The sequence below is a fragment of the Candidatus Curtissbacteria bacterium genome (assembly GCA_024654445.1).
Lineage (GTDB): Bacteria > Patescibacteriota > Microgenomatia > Curtissbacterales > GWA2-41-24 > JANLHP01.
In genome coordinates, this window is the sequence record JANLHP010000031.1 from 1 (window position 1) to 16524 (window position 16524).

Genomic DNA, 16524 nt, shown 5'->3' on the forward strand with positions numbered 1-16524 from the left:
GCTGGCAACGGGGCAGTTCAGGAATGTGACATTAACTTCCACAGCACCACCACCTGCACCTCCTCCGGCCCCACCTCCGGCACCTCCTCCGGCACCACCACCGATTTTCGGAGGATTTACAGGCTTGCCTTACTACTACCAACTCAGCGCTGACAGAACATACTTCATACTCTGGGCAAAACTAGAAAACGGAAACGATCCGGAGCTTGCTTCAAACCCTAAAGCGCTGTGTCGAGTCACGTCCAACAAACCTCACGCAGACCTTAACTACTGCGTAGAAGCTCCCTAGTCTTATTCCTGGTTAATAATTTTAGTATAATTACGAGCGACAACGAGAAATTACATCAGGCGAGCGAAGCGAGGGCTGATATATCTTCCTCTCCTTCGGAGAGCGACATATATCAGATTGTTCGAAGAATAAGACTGATATATAATTGTCACACTTAGATTTAGGGGCGTCGTTCAGTGGTAGGACTTCGGTCTCCAAAACCGATAACGGGGGTTCGATCCCCTCCGCCCCTGCATACTTTTCAACCAAAACAATGCCTGAATCACGGGAAACAGTAGAAGCAGTCCCAAGCGTAGTAGAGATTCCTCCTTTTAATCCAGCGAGACATAAGGAGATGAAAAACGCAATGCGAGACTATGTCAATAATACGCGAAGAGCAAAGAGGGCTGTTACAGAATTAAAATACAATGAAATAGACGCCCTAGACACCAAAAGGTCAAATTCACTCCAGAGATTTTGGAGTTACTCGGACACTATTGTCTCAGGCCTTTATCAAAACCGAGACGAATTCAACAGTTCGTTCGAAGCTCTGGATTATACTTGCTTATTTGAGGATTCAAACGGTTTTCGCCAAAGGGCCGTAGACGTCATAGAAAGCAATATTATTCCCATCAAACGGAAAATGGGGAAGGGAATCACGAAAGCTTTTGAGCTCTCATTGTTATTAATTGAACATGGCACTGATGCACAAAGACATTTAGGTTTAACCGTCATCGGACAAAATCTTGGAGTATTAAGCAGAGCCTTTTCTGGTTCAGCATTGGCAGACAGTTATTCCGATGTGTTGGCTCAGGTTGCAAGCCTAGATCCCGAAGCGTTCTCCTCAGCCCAAGACGAATTTGTTATCGACGCCGCAAAGAAAATGGTAGTAGCTGGGCTCAGGTCATTAGACACCACTAAAGCTCGCACAGTATCTGCCGGAGTAACCCTTCTCGCCAAATTAAACAAGCGCACCAAACCGCTATTTGAACAGGAAGCATTACCCTCCTTTTTGGAACGTATTGGCTTACCTCCCGAGGCTACGGTCGAGGCGTGGAAACTTAGCTCTAAGGAATGGAGCGACCAATCCACGATTTCATTTGACCCAGTGCTAGATAATCTCCGTTCTATTGGAGATCTAGAATACGAAATACCCGGCATTTGTTCTTATCTGTCAAGCAACTTTGGAATTTATGACTTTGGCAGATATCCAGAACAAATGCTCATTAAGCAATTCAAAGAAGCTGACAATAAGAATTTACCATACGGAGTAGTCCTCTTTCCAAGAAGCGACTGGAATGGCTCTTTTAATAATAAATGGCAAGCTCTTCGAGGTCTTTTTGAAAGTTTGGGTGACGATTATTTGGTAAGAGTAGTCGAAGCGGACAGCAAAATAGATATTTCCAGAATGCTTCGAAGATTGGATCGAAAGTATGGGAAAAATCAAAAAATATCCTTTGCTGTTATTGGCGGTCATGGTACTCCGACAACTATTCAATTTGGGGATCCTACGCCCCGAACTGACAGATCCAGAGGATTATGGTATCGCAGACACATTATTGACACACGCGATTTTCAAGACCCCAGAATCTTAGGGTTGCCGGATTATTTAATAAAAAATCCAACTTTAATACTTGTCTCTTGTTCCACAGGCTTTGTTGGCGGTATTGGTCATCAGCTCTCCGAGATGTTGAGCGCAACTGTAATCGCACCCTCCGGCGATACTTTCCTAAGGTCGATAAAAGCACAAAATACCAACGGCAGATTAAGTTTTTCTGTCGAATACGGCGACCCTAACATCGCACAACTCTTCGAAGGAGGCCGGCAAGAAACCACAAAAAGATGAAAAGACTCAATAGGGTTTCGCAAGTTCTCAAATCAAAAAACCTCGACGCGTTTATCGTCACAAACCCTTTTAATGTCCTTTATCTTTCCGGCTTTAAAGGGATTTCCCCGACAGAGAGAGAAGCAATTTTGATTTTTGCTCCAAAACCGAACCTTATTACAGCAAAACTTTATCAAGCAGAAGCTCAAAAAGTTGCATCCAAAGATCTAAAGGTCAAAATCGCCAGAGAAAGAGGTGAAATAGAAAACTTCATCAAAAAGCTTTTCAAAAAAGCAAATCGTATTGGATTCGAAGCGCATAATCTGACGGTCGCCGAACTCAAACGATACAAAAAGTACGCTCCACACGCCAAATTTATAGAAACGCAAAACGAAATTGAAAATCTACGACTAATTAAAACCGCAGAAGAAGTTAAAAAAATCGAAAAGGCTCAGATTATCTCGCAGCAAGCATTCGATCAAATTATCAAAACATTAAGAGCCGGACAGTCTGAAGAAGAAATCGCGGAAAGATTGGAAAGAATAATGAAAACCCTGGGTGGCGAAGGGCTCGCCTTTGTAACAATCATCGCATCCGGTCCAAACGCGTCTCTTCCTCATCATCAAACAGGCAAAAGACGAATAGCAAAAGGCGAAGTTCTTCTATTCGATTTTGGCGCAAAATACCAAAATTATTGCGCCGATCTTTCACGCACTATTTTTATTGGCAGTGCAAAAGATGAACATAAAAATATTTATAACCACGTTCTAAAAGCGCAAAGAAAAGCAATAGAAAAAGTAACACACGGAATAAAATCTCATCTTGCCTTTGACGCCGCAAACGATATTTTTAAAGAGAATAATCTAGAAGAGTATTTCATCCATGGATTAGGCCATGGAATAGGCTTAGAAGTTCACGAGGCGCCCCACGTTCGATCTAAAATCAAGGATCAGCTCACCGAGAACATGGTTTTCTCCATCGAGCCTGGTCTATACATGGATTGGGGTGGAGTTAGGATCGAAGATTTAGTAACAATCAAAAATGGAAAAGCACGAGTTTTAGGGAAACAAGTAGAAGGACTTATCGAAGTTTAAAATTGCTTCGCAGCCGCAAGCGTTTTGTAAAGATAATTTTCAGTATCGTCTCCAAGACCTTCCTCGTAAATAAAATTAACCACTCGACCATCTTTTAGCATCGCATGAGCGTTTGGTGCTTTCTTCTTCATAGACTTTTCGGCCCGCAAAACATTTCCCTGCCCTGCATGATATGCCCAAATAGCCTTTCCGACGTCTCCATCAAAAGTAGTAACCAAAGCGCTCAAATACTCGGTCATTTTAATAATACATAAATAAGGATTTTCTCTTTCGTCAATTTCCCCATCAACCCTAAGCCCAAGATCTCGAGCAGTTTCCGGCATAAACTGACACACGCCGAGGGCACCAACACCGCTCTTTGCGTAACGATCCCCCCTGCTCTCGATAAAAATCAAGGCTTTGACAATTCTTGGATCTAGATCTTGTTCCATCGCCTGGATTTCAACATGATCACCATAACCTGCCAAAAAAGCTTTCATCGTATCGAATTGTCCAACCTCTCCCACACCTTTCGTACCAACATATTTTTCGACTTTTTGATAAATTTCTGCATACTCTTGAGGGGACGCACTTGGAAAGACCTCTCTAAAAAGATCGTTCATCTCAACCTTAGATACGGCAGACGCACGATTATCTTCGCTGACAGTTGCAGTCTTTCGCCCTGTCTCGTGTTCTGCAGGTTTCTGTTTAGAGATTTTTACGTCACCTTCTCCCGAATCCGCATGGCCAATCGAAACATCGGCGGCAAGATTCGCCATTCCGATCAGCATAAACCCTACAACTCCTGCCTCCCCCGCTTTCAATGCCGATTTAAAAAGCTTCCTTGTATACTCGATAGGCGACATGCCACGCTTATCTAAGCGATAATTTTCGTAAGCCCTGGAAGGTTTTCTCGAAGTAGTCCTTGGCCTTAGCTGTTCGCCACTCTGATCCGGCATCTTTTAATTTAACTTAAAACACGCGCACTAAATCAAGTATAATTTTGTTATGCCCAGATACGTTAAGTTTGCAATCCCTTTAATAATCCTTGCGCTATTCCTCTTTGCTTACTTCAGAATAAGCAGAAATGACGCGCCAGAAATTTCGCAACAAGAACAGTCACCGAATACGCAAATTGCGTCACAAGACGAAGCACTCAAAAATGCCCTCAACTTATATGCCCAGAAAAAAGAGGCTGGAGTCGATTTTTCAAACGGACCATGTCTCGGAATAATTGCAGAAGGTTGGGTTTTGGATATTGCACACAATCCACGACAAAAACTAGACGACCGTGAAGAAAATCAATGTAAGGATTTCCTCGAAGGTAGCGCCACTCACTTCATCGAACTTGATCCGGAAGGAAAGTTATTAAAAATTAACTAAATCAAAGACGGTTAAGGTTACGATGCCCGTTTCGTTTAGGAGTTAACTTTAGAGTATGCATCTCACCTAACCTTTTTACGAAACCTGCTTCGTTACCCTTAAACGATTCCTGTTTTTACTGATTGTCTCTCGGTGCTTGGGGTCTTGCCTCTGAAACGAAAATTTTCCTGCCTTCAATTTCTGTACCGTTCAACTGATCAATTGCTTTTTTAGCGTCTTCTTCTTTTGCCATTTCGACAAATCCGAAACCTCGTGATCTGCCTGTCATTCGATCCATGACAACATTTGCTTCAGTAACTCCACCAACCTTTGCGAAAACTTCTCTTAATTGATCAGAAGTCGTAGCAAAAGGCAAGCTGCCAACAAATAATTTAGTAGCCATCTGTGTATATCACACTCCTTTCTATAAACTTCTCCAGCATTAATGCCGGAGTTTTGCTCTTCAAGTTTTAGGCCCGCAGTCCTGAGCGAAGTCGTAGGACGAGGACTGCAAGCTTAGCTTACATAAGCGAACTGATACTTCCCTTATTCGGAAGATGTATTTGCTCTTCGACTCATTCATTCTAGGATTAACAATCATCCTTTTTTGTGAGCGAATATAAAACTGTCAAAAAATTAGTGAAAAATTGCAAAGAAGAGAACATTAACGTAGAGTTTTTCCGTTCAATAAGTGTTAATCTGTCTGAATTCTAGCTTGTTATGGGCTTTTAAGTCAAGTCGATTCATTAAGGTGTCGCGGGGGCTGTCTCTTGCAGGGTCATATCGACTCTCTGCAAAACCTGGTCAGGCGTAGTTTCCGACTTTAGAAGATACCCATAAGCACCCAGCTCCAGACCCTTTGCAATTGTGTCATCTTGAGCAACATTAGTAAGGAGAATAACTGGAATACCGGCAGTCTGGGGATTACCTTTAAGCTCTCTCAAAACGTCAATTCCGTTAACATTTGGCATTAAAATATCCAGAAGCACAAGATTTGGTTTTTTCTCGGCAGCAGCGGTAGCCGCTTCACTATCTGAAACTATTGTTGCGCTATGACCACCCTCCGCTAACTTCTTTTGATAAATATTAGCTAAATTAACGTCGTCTTCAACTATGAATATATTTGCCATTTTTACGCCCTCCCTACCTTTTCACTAGTATATCCTACTAGCTTTGATCCTGCACTTGCAAGTACGGCTGTCCTGTTTGCTTCTGCATTTTTTCGAACAAGATCCACGGTTGCAATTGGTACCGTAAAGTAAAAAGTACTCCCTTTCCCGATACCTTCAGATTCAACCCAAATCTTGCCGCCCGACGCTTCAATAATCCCTTTGGAAATAAAAAGTCCAAGACCCGAACTCTTTGCGCCCGCCTTAACTCTCCCCGATTTTAACTGTCCGTACTTTGAAAACAGTTTCCCTACCGCCTCTCTTTCTATCCCAATTCCAGTATCAGAAACGGAAATTAAGATGTCAACCGGGGATCCATTAACCACTTCCTTTTTAACTGTGACAGTCACCCTCCCACTATTTGTGTACTTGAACGAATTAGAAAGAAGATTACTAATCACCTGTTTCATTCTCATTTTATCGAGCCATGCGTTTGGCAGATTTTCGCCAACTACAACATCGAGCTTAATATTCTTTTCTTCGGAAACGGGCTTAAACTGCTCGACGCTCTCGCGAATTACCCGTGCAATATCACCAGATTCACAAACGACATCGAACTTACCTGCTTCGAGCTTCGCAACATCCAAGAGGTCGTTAACAATCTCAAGCATCGAATGAGAAATATTTTCAATAGTTAGAAAATATTTCCTCAGTTCATCCTCCGTTACTTTTCCAAGTTCGCCTTGTAAAAACTCGACTGTTGTTTTGATGCTAGTTAATGGAGATCGCAGCTCGTGGACCATCATTGCCGTGAAGTCTTGTCTCAGTTTCTCCAAGGATTTCTCGTGAGTAATGTCGTGGAAAAGTGCAACAACTCCATGGGGAATGTTGTTTTTGTCAACAACTCTTGCAAAAGAAACTCTATACGTCAACTCCTCAAATATTATTTCCACTTCAAGAACCTTGTTTTGTGAAACTAAAACTTCTTCCACCTTTGACCTAACGTCTAACTTTCCTGAAAACGCATTTACAATTTCAAAAAATCTAGGAGCGTTTGCCATCTTTAGCATTGATTCGAATTTTTTATTGGAGATAACAACGCTATATTTTGCGTCCACCATAAACATTCCATCCGCAAGAGACTCCACTGCTTGTTCAAGTTTCCCCTTTTCATTTTCCAGGACTTCGTGCAAACTAGTAACTGCATCCGACGCTTGTTTGGCAATCTTTTCCAAAACCTCGATGTCCTTTCGAAGATATTCACGTTCATTTTTTGAAGATACATTTATCAGGCCAACAGTTCGGCCAGAAACCATTATTGGCAAGTTAAAATAAGAGGCGATCATAGAGGCACCTTCCTCGCCAACAATTCTTCCCGAAATCTTCTCTTCGACATCAGACTCTTTAAGTAACCTGTCATTTAACTCTGAAAACGTCGAAAGCATATTCATCTTAACCTCACTTATAAACTTTCTGCTGACATCCTCATTTACCGTGCAGTCAAACCTAACCCGTTGTCTCTGGTCGTCAATTACCATATAGCTTACGGTTGAATATCTAACGATGTTGCCCAAAGAACCGCTTATTATTTCAATTATTTTCTGTGCGTCCAACAGGTACCCTATCCTTTTGCTTACCTCGTAAAGCACGGCATTCTCGTATACCCGCCTTCCAAGTTCAAGTTCTCTTTCCCGACCTCTTTCAAGTTCTCCAAGAAACTTTCTCCTCATCAGAAAGTAAGCAGCACTAGACGAAAGTGTGCTAACAACGGCAATAGCCAAAAGGCTGAATGTAAAGTCCATTTTGTGGGGTCCTACTCTAGTTTATGATACTTTTTTGCTCTCTTGCAATTTAGGTTGATATTTGAGAAATTTACCTCAGGTGTTGTGTCTAATGTAAAACAAATCATAACCATCTTAAACTCCAGATCACACCTTTTGATAATTAAGGCAAATTCTTCTTTTACCCAAACGTTCCAAAAAATCAAAAACGGAAAGAAAATAGATTTTATATTTGTTAAAAAGCCCAAAGCTAGACAAATGACTGCGGTGCAGCTTCTGCGCCTTGGTGGAAAAAGATTTTTATGGATACAAGGATTTTCTAATCCACCAAAGCCTAATTTGGTAACTCGCTTTTTACTTTCTCAGTCAGACAGACTTGTCGTAGATTCAAAAGAAGATCTAGAAAAACTTAAAAAATTGGGGATACCAAAATCTAAAATCGACATTATCTCAAAATCCCCTTGACATCACTCACCCTCTAAGACTACCCAGGGCCGTAGATCTTTTTTAATAAATTCGGGTGCGACAATAAACTTTGTCACCGATTTTATAAACATCAAGCTTACGAAATTCGCTTTTTCGTGAGAGAGCCAAAAAGATTTGGGCATAATTAAATCGTTCCTATATTTTTTAATAAGCGACTCAAGTTCTTCCTCTTTGGGATGATCAAAATAAAGAACTCTGTCCACAAGAAACTGACCGACTATCTTTTCCCCTGAAACCTTTATGTAGACGGTGTCCCCGGCAGAAACTTTCGCAAAAGGAGCGATTTTAATTCTCGAAAACCTTCCATCTATTTTCTTTTTGCCGGAAAAAATAAATTTGACTGCGTCAGGGGAAAAAATTGCCAAATGCTTCATTTGGGAAAGTGTATCATGGGAATCAAGAGTATCACGAGTATCATGGGCTTTTTAATGAATGACCAATAATCAAACACCAAATTACAAACAAATCATAAATTTTTAATTTTAGATTCAATGTCAAATGAATAATTTTTAAATTTTAAACATTAAGATTTGATTAAAAATTAGAAATTTTAAATTACAAATTATTTGAGTTTTAGAATTTGTGATTTGGGGTTTAAGCTTTTGATACCCTTAGTACTCTGACCACTCGTGGTACTCTTACAGTTCGAGGCTCTTGAGGTATTCTCGGAGTTCTCCGCTTATATCGTCATGGGCAAGCCCGTGATCAATTACTGCCTTCAGATAACTTATCTTATTACCGCAATCATAATATTTAGAATTTTTAAGCTCAACGGCGTAAACATCTCTCTTCTCAATCAGCTTCTCGATCGCGTCAGCGATCCAAATTTCTCCACCTTTTCCCGGCGTTAAATTCTCCAGAATCTCGAAAATATCTGGCGTAAATAAATAACTACCATGGGTTGCAAGGTCTGAGGGAGCTTCTTCAGCCGTAGGCTTTTCAACAATTTTGTTTATCTTAAAAATATTGTCACGGACGGGAGTAACATCAGCAATTCCATATTTGTGCAAATCTTCTTTTTTAATCCTGACTCCAGCAATAACAGGACATTCAAATTCTTCGTACGCCGCGACAAGCTGGACCGGTGCCGCGGGTTCTGCCTGGAAAAACTCATCTCCCCACATAACCAAAAAGGGTTCATCTCCTATAACGTCTTTTGCAACCAGAACCGCGTGTCCATTCCCAAGCGGTTCTTTTTGTCTCACATAGACAAAATTCGCAAGATTAGAAATCCTTCTGATTTCTTCTAGCTGTTCAGTTTTTCCATCTTTTTCAAGTCTCGCCTCAAGTTCAAAATGGCTGTCGAAATGGTCCTCAATCGCCCTTTTATGCCAACCTGTAACCACAATCACTTCTTCTATTCCCGCGGAAACCGCCTGTTCAACGACGTACTGAATAATCGGTTTATCAACAATAGGGAGCATTTCTTTTGGAGAAGCCTTAGTTGCAGGCAGAAAGCGAGTTCCAAAGCCTGCAGCAGGAATAACAACCTTTCTAACTTTTTTAGCCATATATTAAAATTAACACCTCCAACGTCGCGGAGGCAAGACAATTCTACCATCTCTTGCCTAAAAGTCTAAATTGGTGATAATATACCCCAGAATCCTCTTTCGAGGAAAAATAATTTAGTGGCATTTAACCCGCTCAGTTACTTAAAAGAATCAAAAGCCGAGCTTGAAAAAGTAGTCTGGCCCACAAGACCTGAAACACTAAGGTTAACTTTAGTGGTCATCGTTGTTTCCGTAATAGTCGGGGCATACGTTTCAGGAATTGACGCAATTCTTGCAAAATTAACGGAAAAGTTTTTGACCTAAATGGACGATCAAAATCAAAACGAACCAAAAACAACCGAAGAGTCATCTGATAAGGAAATAAAAGACTCGGCGGATACCAGTGGCGCTCAAAATCAAACAGATCAGCCCGTTAGCGAACCTGGAAACCAGTCGACTGAACCGACCGCAGAAGAATCTAGCGAGCCAACATCGGAGCCTGAAGAAGCTCCCGAACAACCATCTGAGCCAGCAGAAACAGCCGCCGACGAAGCAGCAGAGACTTCTGAAGCAACTGAGCCCGCCTCTTCGGACGCAAATGGCGTCTCAACTTCCGAACCATCGGAATCCGTTGAACCACAAGAAGAACCAAGGCGCATTCCGGGACCCGTTGCCGATGACGGCAAAGACGCCAAATGGTTCGTTGTTCATACATATTCGGGCCACGAGGCGAAGGTCGCAGCAACCTTAAAACAAAGAGTCGACGCTCAACACCTCCAAGATAAAATCCTGGACATTCTTGTTCCGACACAAGAAAAGATAGAAATAAAAGAGGGCAAGAAAAACACCGTCAAGGAAAAACTCTTTCCCGGCTATCTTTTAATAAGAATGATTCTGGACGACAACACCTGGCTTGCGGTCAGAACAACCCCAGGCATCACAAGCTTTGTCGGCAACTTCAACAGACCGACTCCAATTCCGGAAGAAGAAGTCACCAGCATCAAAAGATTTATGCAAATGGAAGCGCCGAAATTCAAAACCGCGTTTTCTATTGGCGAAGCGGTCAAGATTGTCGACGGTCCATTTTCCGAATTTCTGGGATCAATTTCCGAAATCGACGAAGAAAAAGGCAAGCTCAAACTTATGGTATCAATTTTTGGACGTGAGACACCGGTAGAATTGGACTTCCTCCAGGTCGCAAAGCTCTAATTTGCCATATTGACGCGCACTCCGCGTCTTAATATAAATAGATCCCCACAACCCTAAAGACCGTGGTTTTCTGATATTCGCTCAAAATAATATTAGAATCCCCAAAAAACCCTCTAAAAATAAACGCCCTTTGGCGAAAGGAGGTGAAATTACATGGCTAATGAACGAGATTTAGGAGAAGTTTCTCCTGTCTAAAGAGTTAAAAGCAGCATTCCTTGCCGACTGGTATTTGAGCCCGCCTGGCCGCAACGGGAACAAATGGAATTCACATTACACCAGCAGGTGATCAATTTGTTCGTACTGAAATTCTAAGACTCACACGATAAATTCCTGCTAAAATGTAGAGCATGTTTGACTTCCTACGATTAAAATTACCACCAAAAAATCCCATCGACCCCAAGGCCCTTCCTAGGGTACCAAAAATCCTTCTAATTTGGTCTCTAGCCCTCACAGTTTTCCTTCTAACACTCCTTTTCGCCTTAAATTACGGCACTAAAACCATATTAGACCCTTACTTGGGTGCTGTTGAAGAAAAGTTAAACCCCAAAGTGGAAAATCTAGCTGTTCAAAGCATCTTCAGGAATCAAATTCCAAATTTAGAAGGAAAGTGGGCCGTCGTAGTGCGTGACATAAATAATGAAGAGACATACCTTTGGCGCGAAAACGAGATGATGACTTCAGCAAGCATTTACAAACTTGCCGTTATGTGGGCAACTTATCAAGCATTAGAAGACGGAAAACTACAAAAGGATGAAGTTCTCTCTGAAGACCAATTTACTCTCGACCAAACCCTTGTCGGTCGCGATGAAGAAGGCCAGGAAGCCGAAGAACCATCGCAACAAGGAGGGGCAACCGTTTCCTACACAGTCGAAAATGCTCTCCACGCGATGATCAGCGTCTCCGATAACTACGCCGCTATTCTCCTTGCTGAAAAACTTGGCTGGGGAAACATCGAAAGGCTACTCAAGGCTGAAGGCGTAGAAGGTATCGACTTAACAAGTCCCAACTCCCCATTTATGACAGCAACTGCGACAAGCGACATCCTTGAAAGAATCTACGGCAAATCTGCTGTTAATAACACCGCTTCAGAAGAGATGAGGGATCTTCTTCTGAGTCAGAAAATCGCAAATAGAATTCCAAAATATCTTCCAAATGATATAAAAGTTGGGCACAAGACAGGTGAGCTTGATTTTGTAAGAAACGACGCAGGGATAATTTACGGCAGGAAAGGCAATTACATATTCGTATTTTTGACTGAGACCGACAGGCCCGAAGACACCAGCGAGAAAATTGCGCTTCTTTCGAAAGAAATCTACAACGCACTCGAAGGCAATCTGCCTTGAAATAACATGCGGTCTTAGCGTATACTCTCACAAATCAATAGCTAAATCGTTATTTCGAGCTTGCGAGAAACAAGCTCTCTTATATTGTTAAATCGTTTTTTCAATTTAGCAATTTATCAATTCAGCAATCTAACAATTAAATTTATGGCTAAAAAGGTTAAAACCATCATTAAGTTAAATGTCGTCGGGGCTCAAGCAACCGCGGCACCCCCAGTAGGTACTGCTCTTGGACCTCACGGTCTACCTATCATGGATTTTGTCAAAGCTTTTAACGAAAGGACACAAGACCAGCCAGGCACAGTTCTTCCCGTGGTCATAACGGTTTACGAAGACCGAACATTCTCGTTCATCATTAAAAAACCGCCTGTTGCCGAGATGATCAAGAAAACTTTAGGAATCCAAAAAGGTGCTGCAACAACTGGCAAGCAGACAGTCGCCAAAATGAACAAAGAACAAGCAAGAAAGATAGCCGAAGATAAAATGTCTGATCTTAACACCAAAGACGTAGAAGCAGCTATAAAAATAGTTCAGGGCACAGCCAGAAGTATGGGCGTAGAAGTTACTGAGTGACTTCTAGTTGTGTGTAGTAAGTTATGCGTCGTAATGAAGAAATTTAACTTTGAGAACCTGACTGTCTATCAACGCTCCTTGGAACCCACAGATAAGATCTACACTCTCACTAAAGGTTGGCCGAAAGAATATTTATTTGACTTGACAAGTCAACTTGGAAGAGCATCTCTTTCTATAACTCTAAATATAGCTGAAGGATCAGCAAAAGGTAAAAAGAATTCGGTAGGTTTTTAGATATCGCAAGAGGCTCTTGTTTTGAGATTGTTCTCTTATTAGAAATAGTCTTTGAGCAAAAATTAATAAACCTTGCAACAAAAAATGGGTTGCGAGAAGAAATTCGTCAGTTATCAAAAATGATAAGTGGATTGAAATCTGCCATAAAATAAGCTAAACTCACTACTCATAACTCAAAATTAATAACCATCATGGGAACAACCAGAGTTAAGGTCATCGATCTTGCAAGCGACGAGCAGGAAGTTAAAACTTCCAGAAAACACGCGGAAAAACTTACAAGTCCCTCCAAGATCAAACAAGAGGTTCAAAAACCTCAGGAAGAAAAACCAACAGAAGCAATTGAAACAGACACTAAACCAGAAAACACAGAAGCACAAGACGCAAGGCTGACGCCTGAAGGGAAAATTCGTGTCGGTACCACCTTACCCCCTAAAGAAAAAATCAAAATTGGTCAAAAACCAATTAAAGAGGCAAAAACTGCAACTAGTGTTCGCAAGAGAGGCAAAAAGTATCTAGATGCTGCAAAATTAATAGAAAAAGATAAGGCTTATCGTCTCGACGAAGCGATCGTGCTCCTTGCAAAGACGTCTATTACAAAATTCGACCCAACGGTGGAAGTTCACCTCAATGTAGTCGACAGGAACATAAGAGCAAAGGTCGACTTTCCACATTCTGTCGGAGAGAAAAAAGAGCTCAGGTATTTAGTTTTCTCAGACAAAAAATCAGACGCGCTGAAAAACGTTACTTGGGCAAGCGAAAAAACAATCGCCGAAATAGAAAACGGCACGTTAAAACCTAATCGCGATTTTGACGCCGTTATTTCCAGCCCTGCTTTTATGCCACAACTGGCACGAGTCGCCAAAATCTTAGGACCAAAAGGTATGATGCCTAACCCTAAAAATGGAACGGTTACAATAAAACCAGATGACATTATTGCAGGATCTACCTCAAGTACCATCAGCTTAAAATCGGATCCAACTGCTCCCATTCTGCACACAAAACTCGGCAAACTTTCGCTTAAACCAGAACAAATTTCTGAAAATCTTAAAGCATTAATTGTTGCAGTTGGCCCAAACAAAATTAAAAAGGCAACAATTAAAACTACGATGGGTCCTGCCATAAAAGTTGAAATCGCAACTTCAAAAAAGAACTAGTTTTGCTAACTTTCAAAAGACCTGCCATCTCTAAGTGGCTTTCAAGCTAAAAAGGGGGTGATAAAAATGGTATCAAATTTAAATATAATTCAGGACGATGATGACGACGACAAAGAAGAGGAAAAAGAAGATTCTGAAAAAACGACTGAGTAATTCCAAAAGGAATGTAATTAAAAAAAGCCTCAAAGTATTTGGGGCTTTTTAGTATCAGCTACAATCGTTGACAATAAAAGCAAAAAGTTGGTATAGTTTGCAACATATCCAAAGACCGTAGGCGTTCTTCGGTTTGTCGAAGAACTTAATTTCCTACGCAGGAACGTAAATAGAGAATCTTCTCTTCCCCTGACGCCTTTGATAGGCGTTTTTCTTTGGTTAATTAGAAATCATTATGAAAAAAACAACTCTTTCGAGTCGCGAAAAAAAGGTTGAATCAGTTCAATCTCTTGCCGAAAAGGTAAAAAAAAGCAAAACCATTGCTTTTACCGACTACAGGGGCCTTACCGTAAACCAAATTAAAGAACTCCGCGAAAAAATAAAAGAGGCCGGTGGCGAACTCATCGTTGCAAAAAACTCACTTTTCAAACGCGCACTTCTAAAAAACGATCTAGAAATTGGAGAAGATCAACTTATTGGCCCAACCGCTGCTGTTTTTTCTTACGAGGACGAAATTGCGCCTATCAAAAATATCGCAGATAACGCAAAAACATTCGGCCTTCCGAAGTTTAAATTTGGCTTTTTCGCAAAAGATCAATTGGATGAAAACGGGCTAGAAACTCTCGCAAAAATTCCAGGCCGAGACGTATTACATGGACAGGTTGTTGGAGCAATTTCCTCCCCTCTTTACGGAATTGTATCCGTTTTGTCGGCCAATATTAGAAATTTAGTATATGTACTCGACCAAGCATCAAAGAAAGTTTAAATATTAAAATACAAATATCAAAGTTGCATTTTTCAAAATCAAAAACTAATGAAGTTAGCTTCCATAATTTTGATTTTTAAATTTTGAATTAAGTTAAGGAGGTGAATATTATGGCAGACGACGATCAAAAACAAGACAAACCAGAAGAAAACAAACCGGAAGAAGCTCAAGCAGAAGCTCCAGCCGAACCTCAAACGGCTGAAGAACCTAAGGCAGAAGAAGCACCAAAGGAAGAACCTGAAGAGGAAGCAAAACCTACAGTCGAAGTAAGCGCAGAACTGGGAAAAATCATTGAGACAATAGAAAAACTTTCAGTTTTGGATCTTTCTCAACTCGTCAAAGCTCTCGAGGAAAGGTTTGGAGTTAGTGCCGCACCCGCAATGGTAGCTGGCGCAGCACCAGCAGCAGGCGCAGGAGAAGGCGCTGGAGCTTCGGAACAGACAACCTTCAACGTTGTTTTGACAGAATCCGGTGCCAACAAAATTTCTGTTATTAAAGTTGTTCGTGAACTAGTCCCGACTCTTGGTCTTAAAGAGGCCAAAGACTTAGTAGACAGTCCTCCAAAACCCGTTTTGGAAGGCGTCAATAAGGAAAATGCGAACGAGGCCAAAACCAAATTAGAAGCCGCGGGCGCCAAAGTCGAACTTAAATAACCCATTAAGGTCGAGCTCTTCTGGGGTTCGACCTTTAGGCCCGCAGTCCTCATCCGATAAGGACGAGGGCCGCATGGCTCTGTATAAATGGGTCTTTCCCCCCTTGACCTAGTTTTTCCCGCTGTGATATATATGAGTGCATATTAGTTTGTAGAAAGATAGATTAGTAAAAGAACACCTCACTACCTACTATTAACTACAAACTACCCACTAAATTATGGCTCTTGGAGATGACTGGCCCGAATTATTAACCGTAAAAGAAGTTGCAAAGATCTTGCGCGTTGCCCCACTAACCGTCAAACGATGGGGCAAACGCGGTAAACTTCCCGCAATCCGCATAAATTCCCGTGGCGACCGTCGTTATAAGAAAGAAGCGGTTTTGTGGCTTCTCGGTCAACAATCAGGCGGCAGCACAAATCAGTAAGCAAACCACTTGTCTCTTGCGACTTCACTTCCGTTCAGTCTAAAAAAGAAGCGTTCTTTGGTTGCTAGGACAACAATCCGGAGGGAGTTCTCAGTAAAGATAACAAAATAACGACTTCCTTCTTGCGATCCTCACATCGTGCAGCTACAAAATTCCAATTATCAAGCACATAACAAATAATTCTTAATTTGGAATTTTTAATGAATTTTAAATGCTTTAATTTATAATTTTAATGATTAGGATTTGATCAGAAATTAAAAATTAGAAATTGACTTAATTCGTTTATGGTTTGAAATTTGAGATTTAGAAGTTTAACTTTTGATACCCGTGATACTCTTATTTTAGGGATTCTTAACACAATAATTATAACCAGCTCTAGGAGTACACCTTAAGTTATTTAGATCTTTGTCTCCACTATTTTCAATGTTCACTGAAAGCGTATAGCTGAAGTCCGTGCTTTCATAGTAGTAAGGCGCAGGTGTGTATTGCCCTGGTGCCGGTGGTGGTGCCGGTGGTGGGGCCGGAGGTGGTGCCGGAGGAGGTGCCGGAGGTGGGGCCGGAGGAGGTGCAGGTGGTGGTGCTGTGGAAGTTAATGTCACATTCCTGAACTGCCCCGTTGCCAGC

General features: G+C 41.4%; 19 protein-coding genes and 1 tRNA gene. 14 read left to right on the plus strand and 6 right to left on the minus strand.

What is annotated here, in order from left to right; all coding sequences use genetic code 11:
* The 4 genes from NUV69_05665 to NUV69_05680 all read left to right on the plus strand — a co-directional run.
* The coding region (locus NUV69_05665; GenBank protein MCR4325140.1) for a hypothetical protein at nt 1-289 on the plus strand (289 nt) is incomplete at its 5' end.
* A gap of 162 nt (nt 290-451) precedes the next feature.
* A tRNA-Trp gene (locus tag NUV69_05670) sits at nt 452-522 on the plus strand.
* A 20-nt stretch (nt 523-542) separates the two neighbouring features.
* Nucleotides 543-2114, plus strand: a complete 1572-nt coding sequence (locus NUV69_05675; GenBank protein ID MCR4325141.1) for a hypothetical protein — start codon at nt 543-545, stop codon at nt 2112-2114.
* Nucleotides 2111-3187 carry a Xaa-Pro peptidase family protein gene (locus NUV69_05680; protein ID MCR4325142.1) on the plus strand — a complete coding sequence of 359 codons (1077 nt, stop codon included), beginning with the start codon at nt 2111-2113 and terminating at the stop codon, nt 3185-3187. The genes NUV69_05675 and NUV69_05680 overlap by 4 nt, the downstream gene beginning before the upstream one ends.
* Here NUV69_05680 and NUV69_05685 read toward each other — a convergent pair.
* Nucleotides 3184-4125, minus strand: coding sequence for a lytic transglycosylase domain-containing protein (locus NUV69_05685; protein MCR4325143.1), 942 nt, complete (start codon nt 4123-4125; stop codon nt 3184-3186). The two genes, NUV69_05680 and NUV69_05685, sit on opposite strands and share 4 nt — an antisense overlap.
* 49 nt (nt 4126-4174) lie before the next feature.
* On the opposite strand from NUV69_05685, the gene NUV69_05690 reads away from it, so the two are divergent.
* Nucleotides 4175-4549 (plus strand): hypothetical protein, encoded by a 375-nt coding sequence (locus NUV69_05690; protein MCR4325144.1) that lies wholly within the window; start codon nt 4175-4177, stop codon nt 4547-4549.
* A gap of 115 nt (nt 4550-4664) precedes the next feature.
* Here NUV69_05690 and NUV69_05695 read toward each other — a convergent pair whose 3' ends face one another.
* From NUV69_05695 to NUV69_05705, 3 genes are all read right to left on the minus strand, one after another.
* Nucleotides 4665-4931, minus strand: a complete 267-nt coding sequence (locus NUV69_05695; protein MCR4325145.1) for an RNA-binding protein — start codon at nt 4929-4931, stop codon at nt 4665-4667.
* Nucleotides 4932-5274: 343 nt separating this feature from the next.
* Nucleotides 5275-5658: a response regulator gene (locus NUV69_05700; GenBank protein MCR4325146.1), complete on the minus strand. Its 384-nt coding sequence runs from the start codon at nt 5656-5658 to the stop codon at nt 5275-5277.
* Between the two features lie 2 nt (nt 5659-5660).
* Nucleotides 5661-7439, minus strand: coding sequence for an ATP-binding protein (locus NUV69_05705; protein MCR4325147.1), 1779 nt, complete (start codon nt 7437-7439; stop codon nt 5661-5663).
* Between the two features lie 84 nt (nt 7440-7523).
* Between NUV69_05705 and NUV69_05710 the strand changes: the two genes are divergently transcribed.
* Nucleotides 7524-7883 (plus strand): hypothetical protein, encoded by a 360-nt coding sequence (locus NUV69_05710; protein ID MCR4325148.1) that lies wholly within the window; start codon nt 7524-7526, stop codon nt 7881-7883.
* A 2-nt stretch (nt 7884-7885) separates the two neighbouring features.
* Here the strand turns inward: NUV69_05710 and NUV69_05715 are convergent, their stop codons facing one another.
* Together NUV69_05715 and galU are read right to left on the minus strand one after the other, a co-directional pair.
* Nucleotides 7886-8278, minus strand: coding sequence for a hypothetical protein (locus NUV69_05715; protein ID MCR4325149.1), 393 nt, complete (start codon nt 8276-8278; stop codon nt 7886-7888).
* 264 nt (nt 8279-8542) lie between these two features.
* Nucleotides 8543-9415: a UTP--glucose-1-phosphate uridylyltransferase GalU gene (gene galU, locus NUV69_05720; GenBank protein ID MCR4325150.1), complete on the minus strand. Its 873-nt coding sequence runs from the start codon at nt 9413-9415 to the stop codon at nt 8543-8545.
* Between the two features lie 117 nt (nt 9416-9532).
* On the opposite strand from galU, the gene secE reads away from it, so the two are divergent.
* From secE to NUV69_05760, 8 genes are all read left to right on the plus strand, one after another.
* Nucleotides 9533-9718: a preprotein translocase subunit SecE gene (gene secE / locus NUV69_05725; GenBank protein ID MCR4325151.1), complete on the plus strand. Its 186-nt coding sequence runs from the start codon at nt 9533-9535 to the stop codon at nt 9716-9718.
* A complete protein-coding gene (gene nusG / locus NUV69_05730) occupies nt 9719-10603 on the plus strand; it encodes a transcription termination/antitermination protein NusG (protein MCR4325152.1) in 885 nt (294 codons plus the stop codon).
* Nucleotides 10604-10950: 347 nt separating this feature from the next.
* A complete protein-coding gene (locus NUV69_05735; GenBank protein MCR4325153.1) occupies nt 10951-11946 on the plus strand; it encodes a class A beta-lactamase-related serine hydrolase in 996 nt (331 codons plus the stop codon).
* 144 nt (nt 11947-12090) lie between these two features.
* On the plus strand, nt 12091-12516 hold the full coding sequence (rplK, locus tag NUV69_05740; GenBank protein ID MCR4325154.1) for a 50S ribosomal protein L11: 426 nt from the start codon (nt 12091-12093) through the stop codon (nt 12514-12516).
* Nucleotides 12517-12941: 425 nt separating this feature from the next.
* Complete coding sequence (locus tag NUV69_05745; GenBank protein MCR4325155.1) at nt 12942-13904, plus strand: hypothetical protein; 963 nt, start codon at nt 12942-12944, stop codon at nt 13902-13904.
* 388 nt (nt 13905-14292) lie between these two features.
* Nucleotides 14293-14823, plus strand: coding sequence for a 50S ribosomal protein L10 (rplJ, locus tag NUV69_05750; protein MCR4325156.1), 531 nt, complete (start codon nt 14293-14295; stop codon nt 14821-14823).
* Between the two features lie 278 nt (nt 14824-15101).
* Nucleotides 15102-15476: a 50S ribosomal protein L7/L12 gene (gene rplL / locus NUV69_05755; GenBank protein ID MCR4325157.1), complete on the plus strand. Its 375-nt coding sequence runs from the start codon at nt 15102-15104 to the stop codon at nt 15474-15476.
* Nucleotides 15477-15693: 217 nt separating this feature from the next.
* Entirely contained in the window at nt 15694-15900 is a 207-nt protein-coding gene (locus NUV69_05760) for a helix-turn-helix domain-containing protein (protein ID MCR4325158.1), read from the plus strand.
* Nucleotides 15901-16524 lie beyond the last annotated feature (624 nt).

Excerpts from the sequence above, each read along its gene's own strand:
- NUV69_05675 (MCR4325141.1), top strand. The coding sequence starts at position 543 with ATGCCTGAATCACGGGAAACAGTAGAAGCAGTCCCAAGCGTAGTAGAG.
- NUV69_05680 (MCR4325142.1), top strand. The coding sequence starts at position 2,111 with ATGAAAAGACTCAATAGGGTTTCGCAAGTTCTCAAATCAAAAAACCTC.
- NUV69_05685 (MCR4325143.1), bottom strand. The coding sequence starts at position 4,125 with ATGCCGGATCAGAGTGGCGAACAGCTAAGGCCAAGGACTACTTCGAGA.
- NUV69_05690 (MCR4325144.1), top strand. The coding sequence starts at position 4,175 with ATGCCCAGATACGTTAAGTTTGCAATCCCTTTAATAATCCTTGCGCTA.
- NUV69_05695 (MCR4325145.1), bottom strand. The coding sequence starts at position 4,931 with ATGGCTACTAAATTATTTGTTGGCAGCTTGCCTTTTGCTACGACTTCT.
- NUV69_05700 (MCR4325146.1), bottom strand. The coding sequence starts at position 5,658 with ATGGCAAATATATTCATAGTTGAAGACGACGTTAATTTAGCTAATATT.
- NUV69_05705 (MCR4325147.1), bottom strand. The coding sequence starts at position 7,439 with ATGGACTTTACATTCAGCCTTTTGGCTATTGCCGTTGTTAGCACACTT.
- NUV69_05715 (MCR4325149.1), bottom strand. The coding sequence starts at position 8,278 with ATGAAGCATTTGGCAATTTTTTCCCCTGACGCAGTCAAATTTATTTTT.
- galU (MCR4325150.1), bottom strand. The coding sequence starts at position 9,415 with ATGGCTAAAAAAGTTAGAAAGGTTGTTATTCCTGCTGCAGGCTTTGGA.
- nusG (MCR4325152.1), top strand. The coding sequence starts at position 9,719 with ATGGACGATCAAAATCAAAACGAACCAAAAACAACCGAAGAGTCATCT.
- NUV69_05735 (MCR4325153.1), top strand. The coding sequence starts at position 10,951 with ATGTTTGACTTCCTACGATTAAAATTACCACCAAAAAATCCCATCGAC.
- rplK (MCR4325154.1), top strand. The coding sequence starts at position 12,091 with ATGGCTAAAAAGGTTAAAACCATCATTAAGTTAAATGTCGTCGGGGCT.
- NUV69_05745 (MCR4325155.1), top strand. The coding sequence starts at position 12,942 with ATGGGAACAACCAGAGTTAAGGTCATCGATCTTGCAAGCGACGAGCAG.
- rplJ (MCR4325156.1), top strand. The coding sequence starts at position 14,293 with ATGAAAAAAACAACTCTTTCGAGTCGCGAAAAAAAGGTTGAATCAGTT.
- NUV69_05760 (MCR4325158.1), top strand. The coding sequence starts at position 15,694 with ATGGCTCTTGGAGATGACTGGCCCGAATTATTAACCGTAAAAGAAGTT.